The sequence below is a fragment of the Streptomyces sp. 840.1 genome (assembly GCF_003751445.1).
Lineage (GTDB): Bacteria > Actinomycetota > Actinomycetes > Streptomycetales > Streptomycetaceae > Streptomyces.
Map to the genome: position 1 here is coordinate 1,926,440 of NZ_RJUU01000001.1, position 20,501 is coordinate 1,946,940.

General features: G+C 73.7%; 11 protein-coding genes. 6 read left to right on the forward strand and 5 right to left on the reverse strand.

What is annotated here, in order from left to right; genetic code table 11:
• Positions 1-116 precede the first annotated feature (116 nt).
• On the reverse strand, positions 117-1,514 hold the full coding sequence (locus tag EDD93_RS09005; protein WP_123524659.1) for an NAD(P)/FAD-dependent oxidoreductase: 1,398 nt from the start codon (positions 1,512-1,514) through the stop codon (positions 117-119).
• 336 nt (positions 1,515-1,850) lie between these two features.
• Between EDD93_RS09005 and EDD93_RS09010 the strand changes: the two genes are divergently transcribed.
• On the forward strand, positions 1,851-2,756 hold the full coding sequence (locus tag EDD93_RS09010; protein ID WP_123524660.1) for a TetR/AcrR family transcriptional regulator: 906 nt from the start codon (positions 1,851-1,853) through the stop codon (positions 2,754-2,756).
• Between the two features lie 354 nt (positions 2,757-3,110).
• Positions 3,111-5,147: a sigma-70 family RNA polymerase sigma factor gene (locus EDD93_RS09015; RefSeq protein WP_123524661.1), complete on the forward strand. Its 2,037-nt coding sequence runs from the start codon at positions 3,111-3,113 to the stop codon at positions 5,145-5,147.
• A gap of 106 nt (positions 5,148-5,253) precedes the next feature.
• Here EDD93_RS09015 and EDD93_RS09020 read toward each other — a convergent pair whose 3' ends face one another.
• A complete protein-coding gene (locus tag EDD93_RS09020) occupies positions 5,254-8,622 on the reverse strand; it encodes a BTAD domain-containing putative transcriptional regulator (RefSeq protein WP_123524662.1) in 3,369 nt (1,122 codons plus the stop codon).
• A 94-nt stretch (positions 8,623-8,716) separates the two neighbouring features.
• Entirely contained in the window at positions 8,717-10,828 is a 2,112-nt protein-coding gene (locus tag EDD93_RS09025; RefSeq protein ID WP_123524663.1) for an asparagine synthase-related protein, read from the reverse strand.
• A 1,654-nt stretch (positions 10,829-12,482) separates the two neighbouring features.
• Here EDD93_RS09025 and EDD93_RS09030 point away from each other — a divergent pair.
• The 4 genes from EDD93_RS09030 (at position 12,483) to EDD93_RS09045 (ending at position 18,150) form a co-directional block, all read left to right on the forward strand.
• Positions 12,483-14,123: a sporulation protein gene (locus EDD93_RS09030; RefSeq protein ID WP_123524664.1), complete on the forward strand. Its 1,641-nt coding sequence runs from the start codon at positions 12,483-12,485 to the stop codon at positions 14,121-14,123.
• Between the two features lie 133 nt (positions 14,124-14,256).
• Positions 14,257-15,513: an L-2-hydroxyglutarate oxidase gene (gene lhgO, locus EDD93_RS09035; protein ID WP_123524665.1), complete on the forward strand. Its 1,257-nt coding sequence runs from the start codon at positions 14,257-14,259 to the stop codon at positions 15,511-15,513.
• Between the two features lie 4 nt (positions 15,514-15,517).
• The gene (gene trmB / locus EDD93_RS09040) at positions 15,518-16,372 is read left to right on the forward strand and encodes a tRNA (guanosine(46)-N7)-methyltransferase TrmB (protein WP_185092472.1); all 855 of its coding nucleotides are present in this window, start codon (positions 15,518-15,520) and stop codon (positions 16,370-16,372) included.
• 149 nt (positions 16,373-16,521) lie between these two features.
• A complete protein-coding gene (locus EDD93_RS09045; protein WP_123524667.1) occupies positions 16,522-18,150 on the forward strand; it encodes a PrsW family intramembrane metalloprotease in 1,629 nt (542 codons plus the stop codon).
• Here EDD93_RS09045 and EDD93_RS09050 read toward each other — a convergent pair.
• Both EDD93_RS09050 and EDD93_RS09055 read right to left on the reverse strand, forming a co-directional pair.
• Positions 18,147-19,091 (reverse strand): aldo/keto reductase, encoded by a 945-nt coding sequence (locus tag EDD93_RS09050; protein WP_123524668.1) that lies wholly within the window; start codon positions 19,089-19,091, stop codon positions 18,147-18,149. The two genes, EDD93_RS09045 and EDD93_RS09050, sit on opposite strands and share 4 nt — an antisense overlap.
• 211 nt (positions 19,092-19,302) lie before the next feature.
• A complete protein-coding gene (locus EDD93_RS09055; RefSeq protein ID WP_123524669.1) occupies positions 19,303-20,490 on the reverse strand; it encodes a M23 family metallopeptidase in 1,188 nt (395 codons plus the stop codon).
• Positions 20,491-20,501: the final 11 nt, after the last annotated feature.

The following is a 20,501-nucleotide window of genomic DNA, read 5'->3' on the forward strand; positions in this document are numbered from 1 at the left end:
ACCTGCGGAGAGTGCAGCCGGAGCCCGTCGCTGCCGGTTACTGTCGGTCGCCGCCTGCCGGGTCACTCTGTGCAGATGTGAGCCCACCTATGGTCACACGTCCAGTGTGACGGACCCTACTGACAGTCGTCGCCGTCGCCCCCGGGGCGCCTTCCTGCGGCGATTTCGAACTCGGCCCTGGGGTGTTCCAGTGAGCCGAGGGAGACGATCTCGCGCTTGAACAGGCCGGCGAGCGTCCATTCAGCGAGCACCCGGGCCTTGCGGTTGAACGTGGGGACCCGGCTCAGGTGGTACACGCGGTGCATCAGCCACGCAGGGTAGCCCTTGAGCCTGCGTCCGTAGACGTGCGCGACGCCCTTGTGGAGGCCGAGCGAGGCGACGGAGCCCGCATAGCTGTGCCGGTACTCCTTGAGCGGTTCGCCGTTCATGGACGCGACGATGTTCTCCGCGAGGACCTTGGCCTGGCGGACTGCGTGCTGCGCGTTGGGCGCGGTCTCCCGTCCGGGCTCGTCGGAGGTCAGGTCGGGGACGGCGGCCGCGTCACCGGCGGCCCAGACGTGCCCGGCCCCTTCGACGGTGAGCTTCGCCGTGCAGATGAGCCTGCCGCGTTCGTTGAGCGGGAGGCCGGTGGCGGCGAGCAGCGGCGCGGGTTTCACGCCGGCCGTCCACACGAGTGTGCGGGTCGGGAAGCGGGAGCCGTCGCTGAGCACGGCCACCCGGTCCTCGCAGGAGTCCAGCCGGGTCTCGAGGCGTACGTCGATGTTGCGGCCGCGCAGCTCCCGTACGGCGTACTTGCCCATCGCTTCACCGACCTCGGGCAGGATGCGGCCGGTGGCCTCGACGAGGATCCATTTCAGGTCCTCGGCCTTGATGTTGTGGTAGTACCGCGCGGTGTAGCGGGCCATGTCCTCCAGCTCGGCCAGCGCCTCCACACCCGCGTAGCCGCCACCGACGAAGACGAAGGTCAGGGCGGCGTCGCGGATGGCGGGGTCGCGGGTGGCGGAGGCGATGTCCATCTGCTCGATCACGTGGTTGCGCAGCCCGATGGCCTCCTCGATGGTCTTGAAGCCGAAGCCGTGGTCGGCGAGGCCGGGGACCGGGAGGGTGCGCGAGACGGAGCCGGGCGCGATGACGATCTCGTCGTACGGGATCTCGACGGCTCCGGTGCCGTCCTCGCCCGTGGCGAGCGTGGTGACGGTCGCGATGCGCTTGACCGGATCGACACGTTGCGCCTCACCGATCACGATCGTGCAGTGCGGCAGGACCCTGCGCAGCGGGACGACGACATGGCGCGGTGAGATCGAGCCGGCGGCGGCTTCGGGAAGGAACGGCTGATACGTCATATAAGGATCAGGGGTGACGACGACAATCTCGGCCTCGCCGCTTCTCAGCCGCTGCTTGAGCTTCCGCTGGAGACGCAGCGCGGTGTACATCCCGACGTAGCCGCCACCGATGACGAGAATGCGCACGCCCGGCGGGGGGCCGGGGGGTGTTCCCCCGGAATCTGAAGCCATCACCACCCCATGACGCAACGCGCTCCGGAGTTTGTCCACAGCCCCGGCAAATTGTGTGACCGGAGCTTCCGAACGGGCCGCTCCGGTTGATCGCCGGCGCAATACGGAAGCCCCGCAGGTCAGGGGTTGCGGTGAGGGGTACGGACGTAGGACGAATCGGTGATCAACCGGTCCTTGTTCCGATCGGGGGGCGCTCCGGGCGGAACTGCCCCCTTCTGAATTGACCCCGGCTCAACTATGTTCGTGTGTCGTCGGGGTGACGGATGGGACCATCGCTCAACCCGGCAGACACGGCGGGAGTCTCCGGGGGGAGACGTCATAACCGGGGGAAAAGTTATGCATATTCAGGAATCGCATTGGCCAACTGCTGCTGTCACGCCCGAAGGAAACGGGCGAATCGGCGCAGTCGGTACAGTCAGCGCGGTCGGAACGGTCGGAACGGTGAGCGGAATCGGGTCGTCAGGGACCTCCGCGGCACCGGGAGCGGTGAGCACGCTGAGTGCCGCACTCGGCTCGGGCGCGGTCAACGCCGGAGCGCGGGGCCGCTCGGCCCCGCTGCGGGTCGACGCGCAGCGCAATCTGGAACACGTGCTGCGCGCGGCACGCGAGGTGTTCGGTGAGCTCGGCTACGGCGCTCCGATGGAGGACGTGGCACGTCGTGCCCGGGTCGGTGTCGGCACGGTGTACCGGCGCTTCCCCAGCAAGGACGTGCTGGTGCGGCGGATAGCCGAGGAGGAGACCTCCCGGCTGACCGACCAGGCCAGGTCCGCGCTGGGGCAGGAGGAGGAGCCGTGGTCGGCGCTGTCGCGCTTCCTGCGGACCTCGGTCGCCTCGGGCGCCGGGCGGCTGCTGCCTCCGCAGATACTGCGGGTCGGCGTGGACAGCGACGACTCGACGGTGGCCGGCGATCCGGGCGCCGCCCGGGACGAGGCGCGGGTGCCGCAGCAGCGGCAGGAGACGGGCCAGGGCGGGCTGCGGGTCGTGGAGCCCCGGCAGGAGCCGGAGACGGCCGAGTCGGAGTTCGAAGCGGGCAGTGGAGCGGCCGAGCTGCTGGAGGTCGTGGGTCGTCTGGTCGACCGGGCGCGGACGTCGGGTGAGCTGCGCCGCGATGTGACGGTGGCCGATGTGCTGCTGGTCATCGCGACGGCGGCGCCCTCGCTCCCCGACGCGGCTCAGCAGGCGGCGGCTTCGGCCCGGCTGCTGGACATCCTGCTGGAGGGGCTGCGCTCACGGCCTGCGTGAGCGCGGCGCCCGCGGCCTGGGTGAGTGGCGGGGCGGGTGCGGCCTGCGTGAGTGTCGCGGCGGGGCGGGCATGATCCGGCCCCGCTGCTGCGGCCTCGTTGCCGCGAGGGCGGGCCGGCCGGGCGGCCGTGGCCGCCCTCCGCCGTCGCTTTCGGCATGACCGGATTCAATGACGCCCGACTGCCGCGTCCGCCCAACTCGCTACCCCTTCCCCGAACTGGTGTCCGCTAGTGCTGATATTCGGGAGAACGCCCCGGATGAGTGGTTGCCAGGGCTGAGGGGTGGCCGCTCCTGCCCTCTGTGGCACGCTTGCCCGGTATTCGGGGTCCGAAAGCGCATACGGGGGCGTCCGCGATGAGCGGTGACGGGCAGCAGGAAGAGTCGTTCGACGGTGTCTCCACCACGGGCGGCGGGGCCGGCACGGGCGGCCGGCCGGCCGAGCAGGTGCCGAGCCAGGCGGGGCCCGGACGCCAGGGCGCCGACGAAGAGGGCGGCGGCACGGTTCTGCCCGGACCCTGGCCACCCGCACCGGTCGAGAACCCGGCGCCGTCGGACTCGGACACGGACCTGGGCTCGGACGCCGACACCCCCGCCGATGCCATCGATGGCGCGGCAGCGGCGGCCGCGGTCCCCATGCAGCGGGTGGGCGGCGGCACGAACGCCGCCGGGCCCGCCGGACCCGCCCTCTCCGACGCCCAGTTGATCCAGCAGATGCGGGACGGGGACGACCTCGCGTACGACGAGTTGTTCCGCCGGCACTCGGACGCGGTGCGCAGGTACGCGCGCACCTGCTGCCGGGACGCGCACACCGCCGACGACCTGACGGCCGAGGTCTTCGCCCGGACACTGCAGGCGGTACGGGGCGGCAAGGGGCCCGAGGAGGCGGTGCGCGCCTACCTGATGACAGCGGTCCGGCACGTCGGCGCCGCCTGGACGAGGACCGCCAAGCGGGAGCAGCTGGTCGACGACTTCGCCGCGTTCGCCGCACAGGCGTCACGCTCGTCGGAGGTGTCGGACGCGGACACCCTCGATCTCGGCGCCGATGTGATGGCGATGCACGAGGCCGAGCAGTCGATGGCCATGCAGGCCTTCCGCAGCCTCCCGGAGCGCTGGCAGGCGGTCCTGTGGCACACCACCGTCGAGGAGGAGTCGCCCAGCGACATCGCCCCGCTGTTCGGGCTGACCGCCAACGCCACCTCGGTGCTGGCCAGCCGGGCCCGCGAGGGGCTCAAGCAGGCCTACCTCCAGGCCCATGTGAGCCAGGCGCTCACCTCCGGCGGCGACTGCGCGCGCTACGCCGACCGGCTCGGCGCCTATGCCCGTGGCGGGCTGCGGATGCGGGCCGAGCGCGGCCTGCGCGGACACCTGGACGAGTGCGCTCAATGCCGCCTGGCCGCCGGTGAACTGGCTCATGTGAACGCCGGGATTCCCGCGCTGCTCCCGGTCGCCGTCATCGGCTGGTTCGCCGCCGGATACGCGGTCAAGGCCGCCGGGATCGTCGCGGGCGGCGCAGCGGGTGCGGCGGGCGCGGGGGCCGCGGCCGCCGCGACCGGCGGAGGTTCGTCCGCGTCGTCGGCCGGTGGGGCCGCCGCCTCCGAGGGGCTCGGCGCTCCGGCGAAGGCCGGCATCGCGGCGGCGGTCGCCGTCGCGGCCGCGGCCGGACTGGTGTGGGCACTGGTCGGCGACGACCAGCCCCGGCCCGAGGCGAAGCCGGTGGCCAGGCCGCCGGCCGTGGCGCCCGCGGTGCCGTCGCCCGCACCCCCGAAGCCGAAGCCGGCGCCGCCCGTTCCCGTACCGCCGAAGCCGGCGCCCACCCCTACGCCCACGCCCACGCCGCCCGCGAAGCCCACCCCGCCGGCTCCCGCGCCCCCGCCGCCCGCCCCGAAGCCGACTCCTACGCCCACCCCGACTCCGACCCCGACGCCCCCTCCGCCGCCCGCCCCCGCACCGGCGCCGGAGGTCTACCAGGTCAACGAGTTGAGCTACAGCCTCCTCGGCGACCACACCGGCCCGGAGGTGGTGCTCGGGGAGAGCAGCTGGGTCTGGCAGCGTTCCGGGATGTCGATCGGCGACACGCGGTACGACCACGGGGTGACGGTCCACAGCCGCTCGTCGGTCGTCATCGAGCTGAACCGCCGGTGCACCCGTTACGAGGCGATGGTCGGCGTCGACGACCTGACCATGGGCCTCGGGTCCGTGCGCTTCTCCGTGTTCAACGGTGACGGGGCGCGGCTGTGGCAGTCGCCGGTGATGAACGGCGACGATCCGGCCGTGCCGGTCGGCGTCGGCATCGAGGGCCAGGACCGCATCCGGCTCGTCGTGGAGCCGACCACCCCCTTCGGCGGGGTGGCCCTCGCGAACTGGGCGGAATCCCGGATCAGCTGCCGCTGACCTCCGGCCCCTTGATCACCGGGCCGCTCGCCTCCGAACCGGTGACGTACGACCCGCTCGCCTCCGAACCAGCGAGCTACGACCCGCTCGCCTCCGAACCAGCGAGCTACGACCCGCTCGCCTCCGTACCAGCGAGCTCCGCGAGCAGTTCGACGACGTCGTCGAGGGTCAGTGCGCGGCCCGCCGCGCGCTCCTTCTCGTAACTCCGCTCCCCCAGCGCCTCGCGGGCCAGCTGCCCGGCCTCGTCGACCGCCGCCTGCTCCACCGCGGTCCTGGGGCCGGAGAGCCGCCAGCTGTCGGCGGCGGCCAGGACGCGCACGGAGGCCGCGTGGTGGCCCAGCTTCGGCAGCACGGTCCCGAGGCCGTCCGCCAGCTGTCCGGTGATGACCTCGGCGTACTGCGCGTCCCTCGCCGCTGCCAGGGCCGAGGCCAGGCCGCGCAGGGCTACGGCCGGGCCGCCGCGGGGCTCCGGCTCGTACGCGGCGATGCGGGCCGACAGCCCGTCCAGAAGTGCGGGCATCTGCGTGGGCGGGTTGCTCTCGTCGTTCCTCCCCTGCGCCGCGGTGAGGCTCTCTCTGGCGGCCGCGATGTCGCCCCGGTCCAGAGCGATGACGGCACGGAGGTAGTGGACGTACGCGGTCGCTTCGTGCGTCTGGTAGCGGTCGGCCTCGGACTCCGACCGGTCCAGGCCCCGTTCGGCGGCGGCCACGTCGCCGGTGCGGTAGGAGAGTTCGGCCAGCCGGGCCAGGAGGAACGGGGCCTCGGCGTGGGCCCCGACCTCGCGGGCGAGCAGCAGCGCCTCCTCGTAGGCCGGACGCGCCTCCTCGTACCGCCCGCGCATCATGCCCGCCTCGGCCGCGGCGCTCTCGACCTGTGCGCGCATCCAGCGGTCCCCGACGCGGCGGCTCAGCACCCGCAGTTCCGCGAGGTCGTCGTCGACTCCCGGCATGCCGCCCGGCATGTCGACGACCATGTGCGTGCGGAACATCAGCGAGACGCCGTACTCCCAGGCGTCGCCGTGGATGCGGGCGTTGTCGACGACCGCGTCGATCTTCTCGCGTACGTCCCGCATGTCCGACGTGCCCAGCGTGATGAACGAGGTCATCGGCCAGAGCAGCCCGGGGAAGCGTGCGGCGTGGGGTCCGGACGAGACGAAGGCGTCGGCCATCCGTCGCACCAGCCCCTCGTCCGGCCGCCCTTCGTGGTCCGCGTCGGGCGCACGGCTCTCCGCCGCCAGGAAGAACCGCAGCATGTGCAGATTCATCCAGGGCCAGTAGCGCGGGTCGGTGGCGTCGGCGGGCTCCGGGCCGAACGTCAGCGCCCGCGCGGTCCAGCCGAGACCCTCGACGCGGTAGTTGCGCAGCCACCAGAACCAGCCCATGCCCAGCACCAGACGCGCCGCGTCCGACTCGGAGGAACCCGACGACGGACCGACCCGGCCCGCGGAGGCGGTGGTGCGGTGCAGCGCGGCCCTGATGTTGTCGAGATCCGTCTCCAGGCGCTGGATCCAGGAGAGCTGTTCGGCGGAGCGCAGCTTCGGCTCCGCCTCCTCGACGAAGGCCAGGAAGTACGCGGTGTGCGCCCGCCCGGCCTCGGCCCGTACCTCCGGGGTCTCGGCGCAGCGCTCGATGGCGTACTCGTGGATGGTCTCCAGGAGGCGGTAGCGCATGCCGCCGTCGGCGGCCGGGGTGGCGACGACGAGGGACTTGTCGATGAGCGCCCCGACGAGGTCCGCAGTGTCGGCGGCGGTGTGCCGGGCGGGGCCGGACGCCGTGGTGAGGACCGCCTCGGCGGCGGACAGGTCCCAGCCGCCCGCGAAGTCCGAGACCTGGCGCAGGGCAGTGCGCTCGTCCTCGTCCAGGAGGTCCCAGGACCAGTCGACGACGGCGCGCAGGGTCTGCTGGCGCGGCAGTACGGTCCGGCTGCCGCCGGTCAGCAGGCGGAATCGGTCGTCCAGCCGGTCGGCGATCTGGCGCGGGGTGAGCATCCGGAGCCGGGCGGCGGCCAGCTCGATGGCGAGCGGCAGCCCGTCGAGGCGGCGACAGATCTCGGCGACGGCGTCCGCGTCGTGCGCCGCTTCCCGCTCGGGGTCGAACCCGGGCCGCACGGCGCGGGCCCGCTCGGTGAAGAGCCGGTGGGCGAGACCGGCCGGGAGCGGGTCCACCGGCCGGACGGATTCGCCGGGCACGCCGAGCGGTTCGCGGCTGGTGGCGAGGATGCGCAGCCGGGGACAGCGGGTCAGCAGGGTCTCGGCCAGCGCGGCCGCCGCGCCGATGACGTGCTCGCAGTTGTCGAGGATGAGGAGGAAGGGGCGGGATCGGGAGGAGTGCGCGAGGTGGTCGGTCAGCAGGTCGACCGGCTCGGTGCGCGGATACGTTCCTTCGTGACCGCTGTCCCGCAGCAGGGCTGTCTCGCGGAGCCCGAGCGCGGAGAGCACGGCTCCCGGGACGGCTTCGGGATCCTCCACCGGGGCGAGTTCCGCGAGCCAGACCTCACCGGCTGCGGCAGGGCCCCCGTGCGCTGCGGACTCCTCGGCCAGCCGGGTCTTCCCCGAGCCTCCCGGACCGGTGAGGGTGACCAGCCGGGAGCGGGTCAGGTCGTCCCGGATGGCGCGGAGTTCGGGCTCGCGCCCGACGAAGGAGGTGAGCCGGGGGCGGAGGTTGCCCCGGTGTTCCGGCCCCTCGGCGCCGGGCGCGGACGGTGCGGGGCTGAGCAGTGCGCGGTGGAGGGCGGTCAGCTCCGGCCCGGGGTCGGTGCCGAGCCCCTCGGCGAGGCCGCGGCGCGCGTCCTCGTACGCGGCGAGCGCGTCGGCCTGCCGGCCCGCCGCGCGCAGGGCGCGGATGAGCTGGGCCCGGAAGCGTTCGTCGTACGGGTGCGCCGCTGTCAGCTCCACCAGTTCGGGGACGAGAGCGGCGGGCGGGAGCGTGGCCTCGGAGGGAGGAGGTGTGGTGGCCGCCGGTCCGGCGGGCACCGCGCAGCGCAGGTCGGCCTCGATGCGGTGCTCCAGTGCGGCCAGCCGGTGGGCCTCCGGGCGCAGTGCGTGGCCGTGGTCGCGGTCGGGCAGGTCCGCCAGGGCCGGTCCACGCCACAGGGCGAGTGCCGTACGGAGCGTGCGGGCGGCCTCCTGTGGCGCGTCCGCCTCCAGCTCGGCCGCGCCCTGCCGGGCGAGCCGCTCGAACACGTGCAGGTCGACGTCCTCCGGGCCGGCCACCAGGCGGTAGCCGCCCGGGGTGCTGGCGAGCGCGTCCCTGCCCAGCGCCCGGCGCAGCCGGCCCACCAGGGCCTGGAGCGCGGCGGGGGCGTCCGCCGGAGGGTCGTCCGCCCACACGTCGTCGACGAGCTCGGCGATCGGCACGGACCGGCCGGGCCGCAGCGCCAGGGCCGCGAGGAGGGACCGCAGCCGCGTCCCTCCGAGGGGCAGCACCCCGCCCCGCCCGTCTCGCGCCTCCGTGACGCCCAGGATCAGATACCGCACACCGCCATTGTGTCCCGCCGGTCCGACAACGGAAGGCGGACCGCGGCGGACCGGCGCCGGAGTACGGCCCTCGGGTACGGCTGCGGAGTACGGCCTACGGCTGGAGCGTCCGCCGGGCCGGGACCACTCCGCCGGCGACGGCTCGCTGACGCGGTGCCGCCGTGCCCGTCCAGCAGGTGCCGCGGCGCGACACGAGGCGGCGCAGCCACAGTTCGGTGGAGGCGAGGTCCGCGAGGCCGTCCAGCGGGAGGGGCTCGCCCTCGGCGGCCGCGCGCAGGGCCTTGCGTACGACGCGGGCCTCGACCAGGCCCGCGTCGGCGAGCAGCGGGGCGTCGAAGAGGGCGATGAGCTCGGGCAGCGCGGCGCGCAGGCCGGTGCGGGTGACCTCGGTGGAGGTGGCCTGCGACGGCGCGCCCCAGCCGGGCGGCAGCTCGTGGATGCCGGTGCCCGCCAGGACCCGGCGCAGGACCGCCGCGCGGGCGCCCGGCTGGACCCTGAGGGACTCGGGGAGCGCGCGGGCGGCGCGTACGACCTGGTTGTCGAGGAAGGGTGCGTGCAGCCGCTGGCTGCGGACCTCGGCGGCCTGCTCCAGGATCCGGTGGTCGGCGGCGTTCCGGGCGAGCGCGGCTCTGGCGCGGGCCTCGCCGGGGCGTTGGACGGAGGTGGGGCGGATCGCCGCCTCCTGAAGGCGAACCGATACTTCAGCGAGCGCCTCCCCGGTCAGCCAGCGGGCGGCGGGACCCGGGCGCGACCAGGTCAGGGCGGCGAGCGAGGCGTCGGTGGGACTGTCGAGGTCGGGGGTCAGGCGGTTGGCGTCGGGAAGGCGGTCGGCGGCCGCTTCGAGACCGGTGCGGTACGACGTACGGGCGAGGCGCCGCGCCGCCCGGTACACGGTCAGCGGGACGAACAGGGAGTGCGCGGAGGGCCCTTCGGCCTTGGCCAGCGCGGCGACCGGGCGCACGAGATGGCGTCGGCGGCGGTCGATCAGCAGGTCGGCCAGGCGGGCCGGGTGGGCGTCGAGCACCTGCCGGGCTCCGTCGCCCACGAAGTGGTCCGCGCTGCCCGCGGCGAGCCGGCGGCGATGGCGTTCGACGACGACGAGGGAGGGGGCCGGCTCGTCGGTCAGCGGGCCGTTCTCCAGCTCCGCGTACGGCAGGGCCTCCTCGCCCGCGGCGACGACCACATGGTGGAGCCGGGGGTTGGCGGCGATGACACGGGCGCGTTCGAGCTCGTCCTCGTGGTCGCGGGTGGTCAGGTCGTTGAACGTGACGGCCAGCAGCCGTTCGCCCGCTCCGGTGCCGTGGCCCAGGAGCGTGCCGGGCAGTCCGGGAAGCCCGGCGGCGAGCAGGGCGAGGGTGGCGGACGCGCTGCCTCCGGAGAGGTCGGAGCCGATGCCGGGCACGGGCGCCCCTCGTGCGGCACGGCGTTCGGCGGGGCCCATGCCGGGGACCGGGCCGGGGTCGGGCGGCAAGGTCTCCGGGGCGTGGCGGGGCGCCAGCAGCCGGGCACGCACGGCTTCGACCAGGGCGTCGCGCACCCCGTCGACCGCGCTCACCGGATCGAGCTCGGGCGCGGCCACCGCGAGGGAGGCCACGGCCTCGTACCCGGTGATCTCCCGTGAGCCCTCGCGGAGGATCAGCGCGTGTCCGGGCGGGATGCGTTTCACCCCGGCGTACGGGGTCCCGTCGCGCAGCGCCTCCGGGGTCTCGGGGCAGGCGAGCAGGGCCGCGAGGTGGCCGATGTCGAGCTGCGCCTCGATGAGGTCCGCGAGCGGGAGCGCGGCGGTGGCGTACGCCGTGCCGCCGGCCCACGGTGTGTAGAAGACGGGACGGGCTCCGGCGAGGTCACCCACCACGGTGATCCGTCGCCCTATCTGGACGACCGCCGTGTAGCTGCCCGTCCACGCGGTGAGGTGGCGCAGGGCTCCGCCGCGGGCGGCGAGCAGCCCGACGCGCAGCTGTTCGTCGCTGGCGCCGCAGCAGCCGAGCACGGCGAGCCGGACCGTGGGCGCGCCCTCGGCCGTGTCCACCCGGACAGTGCGGATCTCGTCGGGCCGCCAGTCCCCGACCGCCCAGAGCGGATCCGGGTCCCCCCAAAGGAGTTGGGAACCCACGGGGTGCATCGTGCGCCCCTCGTCACTCGCGCCGACCACTCCGGCCGTGCCGAAGCTCGCGGCGATACTGCTCCAGCCCACCAACCAACGCATCGCCGCCTCCACAGGCTGTGGACAAAACGGCGCGGCTGGGCGTTATCGGGAGAACTCCGGTAACGCGCGGCGCCGTTGCGGACATGCTGCCACGACAAAGGCGTGCAGGAGTGGCTACGGACGGCGCACGTCGTGAGCGCATGCGCCCCTGGCAAAGGCCGGAGCGGGACTGCCGGCCGCACCGACGGGCAGATCGCCCGCGCGCGTCGTACCCGGCAGCAACGGAGTTACGGATGCCGCCTGTTGCCTCCTTCCGCGCGTACCGCCGACGGGACCCCGATCCGGCCACGGCGCGTACCCTCGCCCCGGCAGCCGACGCGATGTCCGCGAACCCGCCGGCCCAACCTCGCCCGACGGGCGACATTCGGCCAATCTCAGGACGCCTTGGAACCGGATCACCGGAAGTCCATGACCGCCTTCATCCGCATATCTCCCATTCTGTTCCCGCCCTCATCGGACAAGATCACGGGCCGCCGCAGGCCACCTCAAGGTCCGGGAACGGTTCGGCGGAGCCGCACGCGTCCCCGAGCGGGCTCCCGCCGGGGCTCTCACCGGGATCCCGAGCGGCCGCCCGCACGAACTCCCGCCCGAACCTCCCACGCGAGCGCGCGCGTGGGTGTGTTTCGACCGGCTGCCTCATGACCCCCCGCGCGGGCCACGCCGGACACCCCGGCACCGATTCTCGCCCCGCCCGACGCAGGTTCCGCCGCGCGGCCCGAGGCGGGGCCGGCGTCCAGTCCGGGAGGCACGGTTCGCCTCCCGGACCTGTCCACCGCCTGCGGGGAATGAGACGGCGGTTTCCCCCAGCCCGAAGCGTCCAGCGCGACGGGCCGACCCACGCAGCACCCATGCAAGCGCTTCCGTACGGACCCGGCCAGAGCGCACGGCCGGGCGCACGGCCACACGCCAGGAGCGCGGCGGAAGGCCCGGAACGGGACCTCCACAAGGGCCGGCCCGCCCCCGCGAACCATGCGTCGTCCGACCGTCCGGCACCCGGACAACGCCTGGTCAGAGCGGAGTTCAGGGATGCGGACGACGGATCGGCGCCCGCCCGCGCGCCCCGTGCACGCCTCCCCGCCACCCCCGTCCGCGCCTCCCCGGCACGCCGCCCGCGCCTCCTCGACACCCCGCCCGCACCTCCCCGGCCCGCCCCTGCCCGCGCCTCCCCGGCGCCCCGTCCGCGCCCCTCCGGCCGCCATCCGGGCCCGCCCCCGAACGCCGCTCCCCCGGCTCGTCCCTGGACGCTTCCCCAGGTGCGCACGGCGGACCACACCCCTCCTCCACCTCCCCCCGCATTCCCTCCGCCCGGCCTTCACTTCTCCTCCGCCTGCCGCCCACCACGTCCGCCCCGCCCGCTCCTCCCACCTCAGGAGCCCCCCGGTTCGCCGCTGTCCGCCGTCGCCCGACGCACTCGGCAGCCGAAGGCGCCGGGCGGGCAACAATCCCGCCATACGGACGTCCGCCCCTTAACGGTAGGGATGCGGCGAACTACGCTGGGTTTACTGATGTTCTCAGCAGAGCGGCATATTCCTCGGGGCTCGGCCAAATGCGTGTGCGGTCGGAGTGCGAGGGTTCGTCCCTGGGGAGAACACGGTACGAATGCCGCGCGCCGCAACGGTGTCGCGGCTGCCGTCTGTGTGTCGAGGGGTGGCGCATGTCCAGGGAGCAACGCGGACCGAACGACAAGCTCGGAACCGTTCTCGCCCTCGCGGGAATCAGCAACGCCGGGCTCGCCCGGCGGGTCAACGACCTCGGGGCGCAGCGCGGACTGACACTTCGGTACGACAAGACGTCGGTGGCCAGGTGGGTCTCCAAGGGCATGGTGCCGCAGGGCGCCGCGCCCCATCTCATCGCTGCGGCGATCGGCGCCAAGCTCGGCCGGCCGGTCCCGCTGCACGAGATCGGGCTCGCCGATGCCGACCCCGCGCCGGAGGTCGGTCTGACGTTCCCGCGCGATGTGGGTGAGGCGGTGCGCTCCGCGACCGAGCTGTACCGGCTGGATCTGGCCGGGCGGCGGGCCGGCAGCGGTGGCATCTGGCAGTCGCTCGCGGGCTCGTTCTCGGTGAGTGCGTACGCCACTCCCGCGTCGCGCTGGCTGATATCCCCCGCCGACCCGTCGGTGGCCCGCGCCTCGGCGGCCGCCGAGGCGGCGGTGCTCGGCACGCAGGGCGCACGGGGCGCAGCGGGGGCGCAGGGCGCGCCCGGTGCCGCGGCGCCGCCCGGCGTACCCGGGCAGCACATCCTGACCGGGACGCCACTCGTACCCGGTCAGGCGGGGGCGCCGCCGGTCCACGGGCACGGTGCGCCGCCGGTGCCGGGGCACAGCGTGTCGATCCCGGCCCAGCCGGGGCCGGAGTCCGCGCACGGGGTCTCGCCGCTGCGGGTCGGCCACAGCGATGTGTCCAAACTGCGCGAGGCCGCCCAGGACGCCCGGCGCTGGGACTCCAAGTACGGCGGCGGGGACTGGCGTTCGTCCATGGTGCCGGAGTGCTTACGGGTCGACGCCGCACCGCTGCTGCTGGGTTCGTACAGCGACGAGGTGGGCCGCGCGCTCTTCGGAGCCGCTGCCGAACTGACCAGGCTGGCCGGCTGGATGGCCTTCGACACCGGCCAGCAGGAGGCCGCGCAGCGCTACTACATCCAGGCGCTGCGTCTGGCGCGCGCCGCGGCCGACGTACCGCTCGGTGGCTACGTCCTCGCCTCCATGTCCCTGCAGGCGACCTACCGCGGCTTCGCCGACGAGGGGGTCGACCTGGCGCAGGCCGCCGTGGAGCGCAACCGGGGGCTCGCGACGGCGCGCACGATGAGCTTCTTCCGCCTGGTGGAGGCGCGGGCCCACGCGAAGGCGAGCGACGCACCGGCCGCGGGGGCCGCGCTGAAGGCCGCCGAGGGGTGGCTGGAGCGCTCCCGGGACGGGGACGCGGACCCGTCCTGGCTGGGCTTCTACTCGTACGACCGGTTCGCGGCCGACGCGGCGGAGTGCCACCTCGACCTGAAGGCGCCGAGGCAGGTGCGGCGCTTCACCGAGCAGGCGCTGTCCAGGCCGACCGAGGAGTTCGTCCGCTCGCACGGGCTGCGGCTCGTGGTGTCGGCCGTCGCGGAACTGGAATCGGGGAATCTGGACGCGGCCTGCGCGGCCGGCACCCGCGCGGTGGAGGTGGCGGGCCGCATCTCGTCGGCGCGGACCACCGAGTACGTGCGCGACCTGCTGCACCGGCTGGAGCCCTACGGGGACGAGCCGCGCGTCGCCGAGCTGCGGGAACGCGCCCGCCCGCTGCTGGTGGCACCCGCGTAGGACCCCTCTCGCCGGGTGCCGGGCCCGCGGGTCCGGCACCCGCGCCGCCGGAATCCCGGGCGCCACGCTGGCCCCGCGGGGTTTGAGTGCGTTGTCAGTGGGTCAGTGCACTATCGGGGTGGGAGGTGGCGTGATGATGACGCACGCGGCGTACGACTGCGATGTGCTGGTGATCGGCGGCGGGATCGTCGGTCTGTCGACCGCGTACGCGATCACGCGGACCGCTCCCGGCACCAGGGTGACCGTGCTGGAGAAGGAGTGGGGCCCCGCGCGCCATCAGACGGGCCGCAACAGCGGAGTGATCCACAGCGGCATCTACTACCGCCCGGGTTCCCTCAAGGCACGGTACGCGCTGCGCGGCGGCGCCGAGATGGTCGAGTTCTGCCGGGAACACGGCATCGCGCACGCGGTGACCGGCAAGCTGATCGTCGCGACCGGGCGCTCCGAGCTCCCCCGGCTGCACGCACTGGTGCAGCGCGGCCGCGAGCACGGGCTGCCGGTGGCCGAGCTGGGACCGGCGCAGATCGCGGAGTACGAACCCCGGGTGCGCGGCCTCGCCGCGATCCGGGTGGGCACGACGGGGGTGTGCGACTTCGGAGCGGTCACCGAGCGGTTCGCCGCCGAGGTCCGGGCCGGCGGCGGGCTGATCAGGTTCGGCGCCGAGGTGACCGCGATCGACCGGCGCCCCTGGGGCGTCGCGGTGCGGACGGCGGACGGCCTGGTGGTGCGGGCCCGGGTGCTCGTCAACTGCGCGGGGCTGCACTGCGACCGGGTGGCCCGGCTGGCGGGCGACGACCCGGGGATGCGGATCGTGCCGTTCCGGGGGGAGTACTACGAGCTGGCCCGACCCGATCTGGTGCGCGGCCTGGTCTACCCGGTGCCCGATCCGGCGTTCCCGTTCCTCGGCGTGCACCTGACCCGCGGCCACGACGGCGGTGTGCACGTCGGACCGAACGCGGTGCCCGCGCTGGCCCGCGAGGGCTACGGCTGGCCGGTCGTGCGCCCGCGCGAGCTGATGGACACGCTGAGCTGGCCGGGCTCCTGGCGGATCGCGCGCAGACACTGGCGGTACGGGGCGGGCGAGGTGCACCGCTCGCTGTCGAAACACGCCTTCACGACGGCCGTGCGACGGCTGCTGCCCGAGGTCACGGAGGCCGATCTGCGGCCCGCGCCGGCCGGGGTCAGGGCCCAGGCGGTCCTCCGGGACGGCACCCTGGTGGACGATTTCCTGATCCGCGAGGCGCCGCACACCGTGCATGTGCTGAACGCCCCGTCGCCCGCCGCCACGGCCTCCCTGCCCATCGGGCGGGAGGTCGCGCGCAGGGCGCTGCTGAGAGCGCAGGGGACGGGGTGGAAGCCGCCCGCCGTAGAATCGGGGCATTGTGTCTGAGCCCATGAACCCCTCCCCCGCGACGCCCGGCGACGCCGCGCCCGGAGCCGAACCTGCGCCGACCGCCTCGTCCGCCACCGCCGGAATCCCGGACGAGCTGCGCGCCGCGGCCCTGGACCGCCAGCGCAGGCTGCGTCAGGCGCCCCGCTTCCCCGGGGGCCCGGCGGCCGATCCCGCCGGCTCGCACCACGAGCGCCGGATCCGCAGCTTCCAGCCGCGCCGCAGCCGGGTCTCGCCCGGCCAGCAGGACGCTCTGGAGCGGCTCTGGCCGAAGTGGGGCCTGGACATCGACGGGCTGCGGGTCCTCGATCTGCCCGAGCTGTTCGACGGGCTGCCGGTGGTGCTGGAGATCGGCTTCGGCATGGGCGAGGCCACCGCGCAGATGGCAGCCGACGACCCGGGCACCGGCATCCTCGCCGTTGACGTGCACACCCCGGGCCAGGGCAACCTGCTGCGTCTCGCTGACCGGAACGGCATGTCCAACATCCGGGTCGCCAACGGCGACGCGATCATCCTGCTGCGGGAGATGCTGACGCCGGACTCGCTGGACGGGCTCCGGGTGTACTTCCCCGACCCGTGGCCCAAGTCCCGCCACCACAAGCGCCGGCTGATCCAGCCGGAGTTCCTCGACCTGGTGGCGCAGCGGCTGAAGCCCGGAGCGGTGCTGCACTGCGCGACCGACTGGGAGCCGTACGCCGAGCAGATGCTGGAGGTGCTGAGCGCGCACCCGGGCTTCGAGAACACGGCGGCGGACGGCGGTTACGCGCCTCGGCCGGAGTTCCGGCCGCTGACCCGGTTCGAGGGGCAGGGCCTGGACAAGGGCCACGTAGTGCACGACCTGCTGTTCGCCCGCCGCTGACCCCGTCGCTGACCCCTCAGCCACCCGGGCCGCCCCGGCCGCGGCAGCCTGGGCCACGCCGCGACAGCCGTGGCCAAGAAGGCGTCCCGGTGGGCGGGACCCGGCCGAACGCCATGGCCGTTGTCAGTCCTCCTCGTTAGGGTCAAGGGGTGTCCGACGGTTCTGTCCAGCATCAGCGGCAGTCGCAGCCGGCCGTCCCGGTGCTCGAGGAGCAGCGGGTCGGCGAGATCCTGGCTGCCGTGCCGGAGCACGGCCAGTGGCGTTACCACCCACGCCGCGTCGGCATGCTGTGGCGGAGCAAGACGCTCCGCGTCGTCGCCGTCTTCACCGCGCTGGCTCTCTGCGGCCTGGTGATCCTCGCTCTGGTCCGGGATCAGACGGGCACTCAGGGGCTCCTCGTCGGACTGGGCCTCGCGGTGCTGCCGGTCCCGTTGCTGATGACGGCGTTCCGCTGGCTGGACCGGGTCGAACCGGGCCCGTGGCGCAACATGCTGTTCGCCTTCGCCTGGGGTGCCTGCGCGGCCGCCCTCGTCGCGATCCTCGCCAATTCCTTCGCGACCCAGTGGATCGCCACGGCCACCGCCGACCCGGGCAGCGCGGACACCCTGGGCGCCACCGTCATAGCGCCCGTCGTCGAGGAGAGTGCCAAGGCCGCGGCCGTACTGCTGCTCTTCCTGTTCCGAAGACGCGACTTCAACGGGATCGTCGACGGTCTGGTCGTCGCCGGATTCGCCGCGACGGGCTTCGCCTTCACCGAGAACATCCTCTATCTGGGCAACGCCTTCGGCGAGGACCAGCAAACGGGCTCGGGGTTCGCGTCGGTGACGGTAGCGACGTTCTTCGTACGGGCGGTGATGTCGCCGTTCGCGCATCCGCTGTTCACCGTCATGACCGGCATCGGTTTCGGGCTCGCCGCGAGCAGCGCACACCACCAGCGGTTCCGCCGCATCGCGCTGCCGCTGCTCGGCCTGGTCCTCGCGATGGGCATGCACGCCCTGTGGAACGGCTCGGCGACGTTCGGCCCGTACGGTTTCTACGTGGTGTACGGCGTGTTCATGGTGCCCGCCTTCGGCCTGGTGACCTGGCTGGCCATCTGGTCCCGGCTGCGCGACCTGCGCACCCTGGCCGTCGAGCTGCCCGCCTACGCAGCGGCCGGCTGGCTCTCCCCCGCCGAGCCCCTGGCCCTGTCGTCGATGCGGGCACGCGGCATGGCCAGGGACACCGCACGCCGGTGGCAGACGACGGGAGCCGGCCCGTACGGCCACCGGGGCTACGTACCGGCTCCGGTCACCCCTCAGGCCAGGGCCCATGCCAAGGCCCGGGGGAAGGCGGCGGCCCGTGCGGTCGCCGAGTACGAGTCGTTCGCGACGTCACTGGCCTTCCTGCGCCGGCAGGCCCGCCGCGGCACGGCCGGCCCGGATCTGGCAGAACGCGAGCTGGAGCTGCTGCACCATCTGTGGCAGCGCCGCGAGGTCGCCGGGCCCGCCCTGGCGTACGCGGCGGGCCGCCTGCGCCCCCGGCACACCCGTCCGACGCGCCCGTCCTACCCGGGCTACGGGGCGCACCAGCCCCACGGCGCCCCCGCCCCGCACCCGGGCCCGGTCCCGTACGGCCAACAGCCTTACCCCGCGTACCCGTACGGCCAGCAGCCCTACGGCCCGCAGCCGTACAGCCCGCCGTCCTACGACCCGCAGTCCTACAACCCACCGCCGTACGGGCAGCAGCCCTACGGCCAACAGCCGCACGGCCAACAGCCTTACGGCGGGCCGCAGTCCTAGGCGGATGCCTCGGTGAGCGTGGTCAGCTCCTGGTCCGTCAGACGCAGGTCCTGGACGGCCAGCAGCGCGGGGAGCTGCTCGACCGTGCGGGCGGAGGCGATCGGCGAGACCACGGTCGGCCGGGAGGCCAGCCATGCCAGCGCCACCGTGGCGATCTCCGCGTCCCGCTCCCGCGCGATCTCGTCGAGCGCGGCGAGGACCTTCTGGCCGCGCTCCGTCTCCAGGTGCTGGGCGGCGCCGCCGGCGCGGGCACTGTCCACAGTCGTGCCGGGGCGGTACTTGCCGGTCAGGAATCCGGAGGCCAGGGCGAAGTACGGGACCGAGGCCAGTCCGGCGCTGGCGGCCGTGTCCTGGAGCTCGCCCTCGTAGGTGTCGCGCGAGACGAGGTTGTAGTGCGGCTGGAGCGCCACGTAGCGGGCCAGCCCCTCGCGCTCGGAGAAGTCGATCGAGGCGCGCAGCCGCTCCGGGCTGATGTTGGAGGCGGCGATCTCGCGGACCTTGCCCTCCTTCACCAGCTGGTCGAGGGCGGTGATGATCTCCTCGACGGGGACGGTCTCGTCGTCGTGGTGGGTGTAGTAGAGGTCGATGTAGTCCGTGCCGAGCCGGCGCAGCGATTCCTCGGCCCCGGCCTTGATGGTGGCGGCGGCGAGCCCCTTGTACTCGGGGTGCGAGCCGACCTTGGTGGCGAGGACGACGTCGGAACGGTTGCCCCGCGCGGCGAACCACTTCCCGAGGATGGTCTCCGACTCGCCGCCCACGTTGCCGGGAATCCAGGAGGAGTACGTGTCAGCCGTGTCGACGAAGTTGCCGCCGCCCGCCGTGTACGCGTCGAGGACGGCGAAGGACTGCGCCTCGTCGGCGGTCCAGCCGAAGACGTTGCCGCCGAGGGAGAGCGTGGAGACCTGGAGATCGGAGGAACCGAGCTTGCGGAGAGAAGTCATGCATGGAACAACCCGCCGCACGGTGCCCACTATTCCATGGCAGCTACAGGTATACCCCCGCATCCCGGACAGGACCGGCAGCCCTGACGTCGGGGGTGAGCGTCAGGGCTGCCGGGGTGGATGGGCCGCAGAACGGCACGGGGCACGGGCGGGCGCGACACGGCCGGAGCTGCGGGCCGGAGCCCCCGGCTCCGGCCGTGTGCGGTGGAACTCAGACCGTCAGGCCCCGGGCGCGCAGCCAGGGCATCGGGTCGATGCCGGTGCCGTCCGGGGTGTGGACCTCGAGGTGGAGGTGCGGGCCGGTCACGTTGCCGGTCGCGCCGACGCGCCCGATGGTGTCCCCGGTGGTGACCTTCTGGCCCACACTGACGCCGATCGAGGACTGGTGGCAGAACCAGAGCTCCGTACCGTCCTCCAGTTCCAGGACCGTGCGGTAGCCGTACGCGCCGGACCAGCCGGCGGACTTGATGGTGCCGCTGTGGATGGCCTTGATCGGGGTACCGGTCGGCGCCGCGAAGTCGAGGCCCGTGTGGTAGCCGGAGGACCACATCGAACCGGCCTCGCCGAAGGTCGAGGTGATCGTGTACGAGGAGGTGGGGATGGCGTAGCTGGCGGCGAGCTTGGCGAGCCGTACCGCCTCCGCCTTCTTCTTCGCCTCTTCCGCAGCCTTCTTCTTCGCCGCGGCGGCCTTGGCCTCCGCAGCGTCCTGCTGCTTCTTCGCCTCGGCGGCGGCCTTCTCCGCAGCGGCCTTCTCCTCGGCCGCCTTGACCTCGGCGTCGGCGGAGTTCTGCTGCTGCTCGGCCTGCTGGAGGATGCGGGCGCGGAGCGCCTCGCCGGCGTCCGTCGTGCCCTGCTCGGCCTCGGTGGTGGTGATGCCGGCCGTCGTCAGCGGGGCGGAAGCGGTCGCGACTTCGGCCTTCTGCGCCTCGGACTCACCCGAGAACAACGCACCGACGCCCGGCAGGGACTTGGCCTCGGGGAGTTTGTCCGAGATGGCGTCGGGAAGAGAAATAGACACGGGCGGCTTGCTCTGGGCGGAGGCCATGCCACCCGCGCCGACGGCCGCGATGACGCCGACGCCGAGAACGGTGGAGCTACGGGCGAGACCGTTGCGCTGCTTGGCGACGCGGTGCTTGCCGCGTACGGGGCGGACGGACTCCTCGGTGGGGTTCCATTCCTCCCACGCCCTGTCGGCCTCGGCTTCGTCGGCGCGGAAGCCGTTGCCGAACTCGCTGCCCCGATCGGTCCCGAAAGCGGTTCCGTAGGCGGTCCCGTGATCGGTTCCGTAAGCGGTTCCGTGGTGGGTGCCGTAGGGGGCACCGGGCCCGGTTCCGAAGTCATTTCCGTGTTCGGGAACGAACCGGGAGGGGGCTTCGGGGGCAGGCTTGTTGGACGCCACTGGGGCGCGCT

What these genes read in the sequence shown, in the direction of transcription:
- EDD93_RS09030 (WP_123524664.1), top strand. Translation starts at nt 12,483, where the DNA reads ATGTCCAGGGAGCAACGCGGACCGAACGACAAGCTCGGAACCGTTCTC.
- EDD93_RS09050 (WP_123524668.1), bottom strand. Translation starts at nt 19,091, where the DNA reads ATGACTTCTCTCCGCAAGCTCGGTTCCTCCGATCTCCAGGTCTCCACG.
- trmB (WP_185092472.1), top strand. Translation starts at nt 15,518, where the DNA reads ATGAACCCCTCCCCCGCGACGCCCGGCGACGCCGCGCCCGGAGCCGAA.
- lhgO (WP_123524665.1), top strand. Translation starts at nt 14,257, where the DNA reads ATGATGACGCACGCGGCGTACGACTGCGATGTGCTGGTGATCGGCGGC.
- EDD93_RS09025 (WP_123524663.1), bottom strand. Translation starts at nt 10,828, where the DNA reads ATGCGTTGGTTGGTGGGCTGGAGCAGTATCGCCGCGAGCTTCGGCACG.
- EDD93_RS09015 (WP_123524661.1), top strand. Translation starts at nt 3,111, where the DNA reads ATGAGCGGTGACGGGCAGCAGGAAGAGTCGTTCGACGGTGTCTCCACC.
- EDD93_RS09010 (WP_123524660.1), top strand. Translation starts at nt 1,851, where the DNA reads ATGCATATTCAGGAATCGCATTGGCCAACTGCTGCTGTCACGCCCGAA.
- EDD93_RS09005 (WP_123524659.1), bottom strand. Translation starts at nt 1,514, where the DNA reads ATGGCTTCAGATTCCGGGGGAACACCCCCCGGCCCCCCGCCGGGCGTG.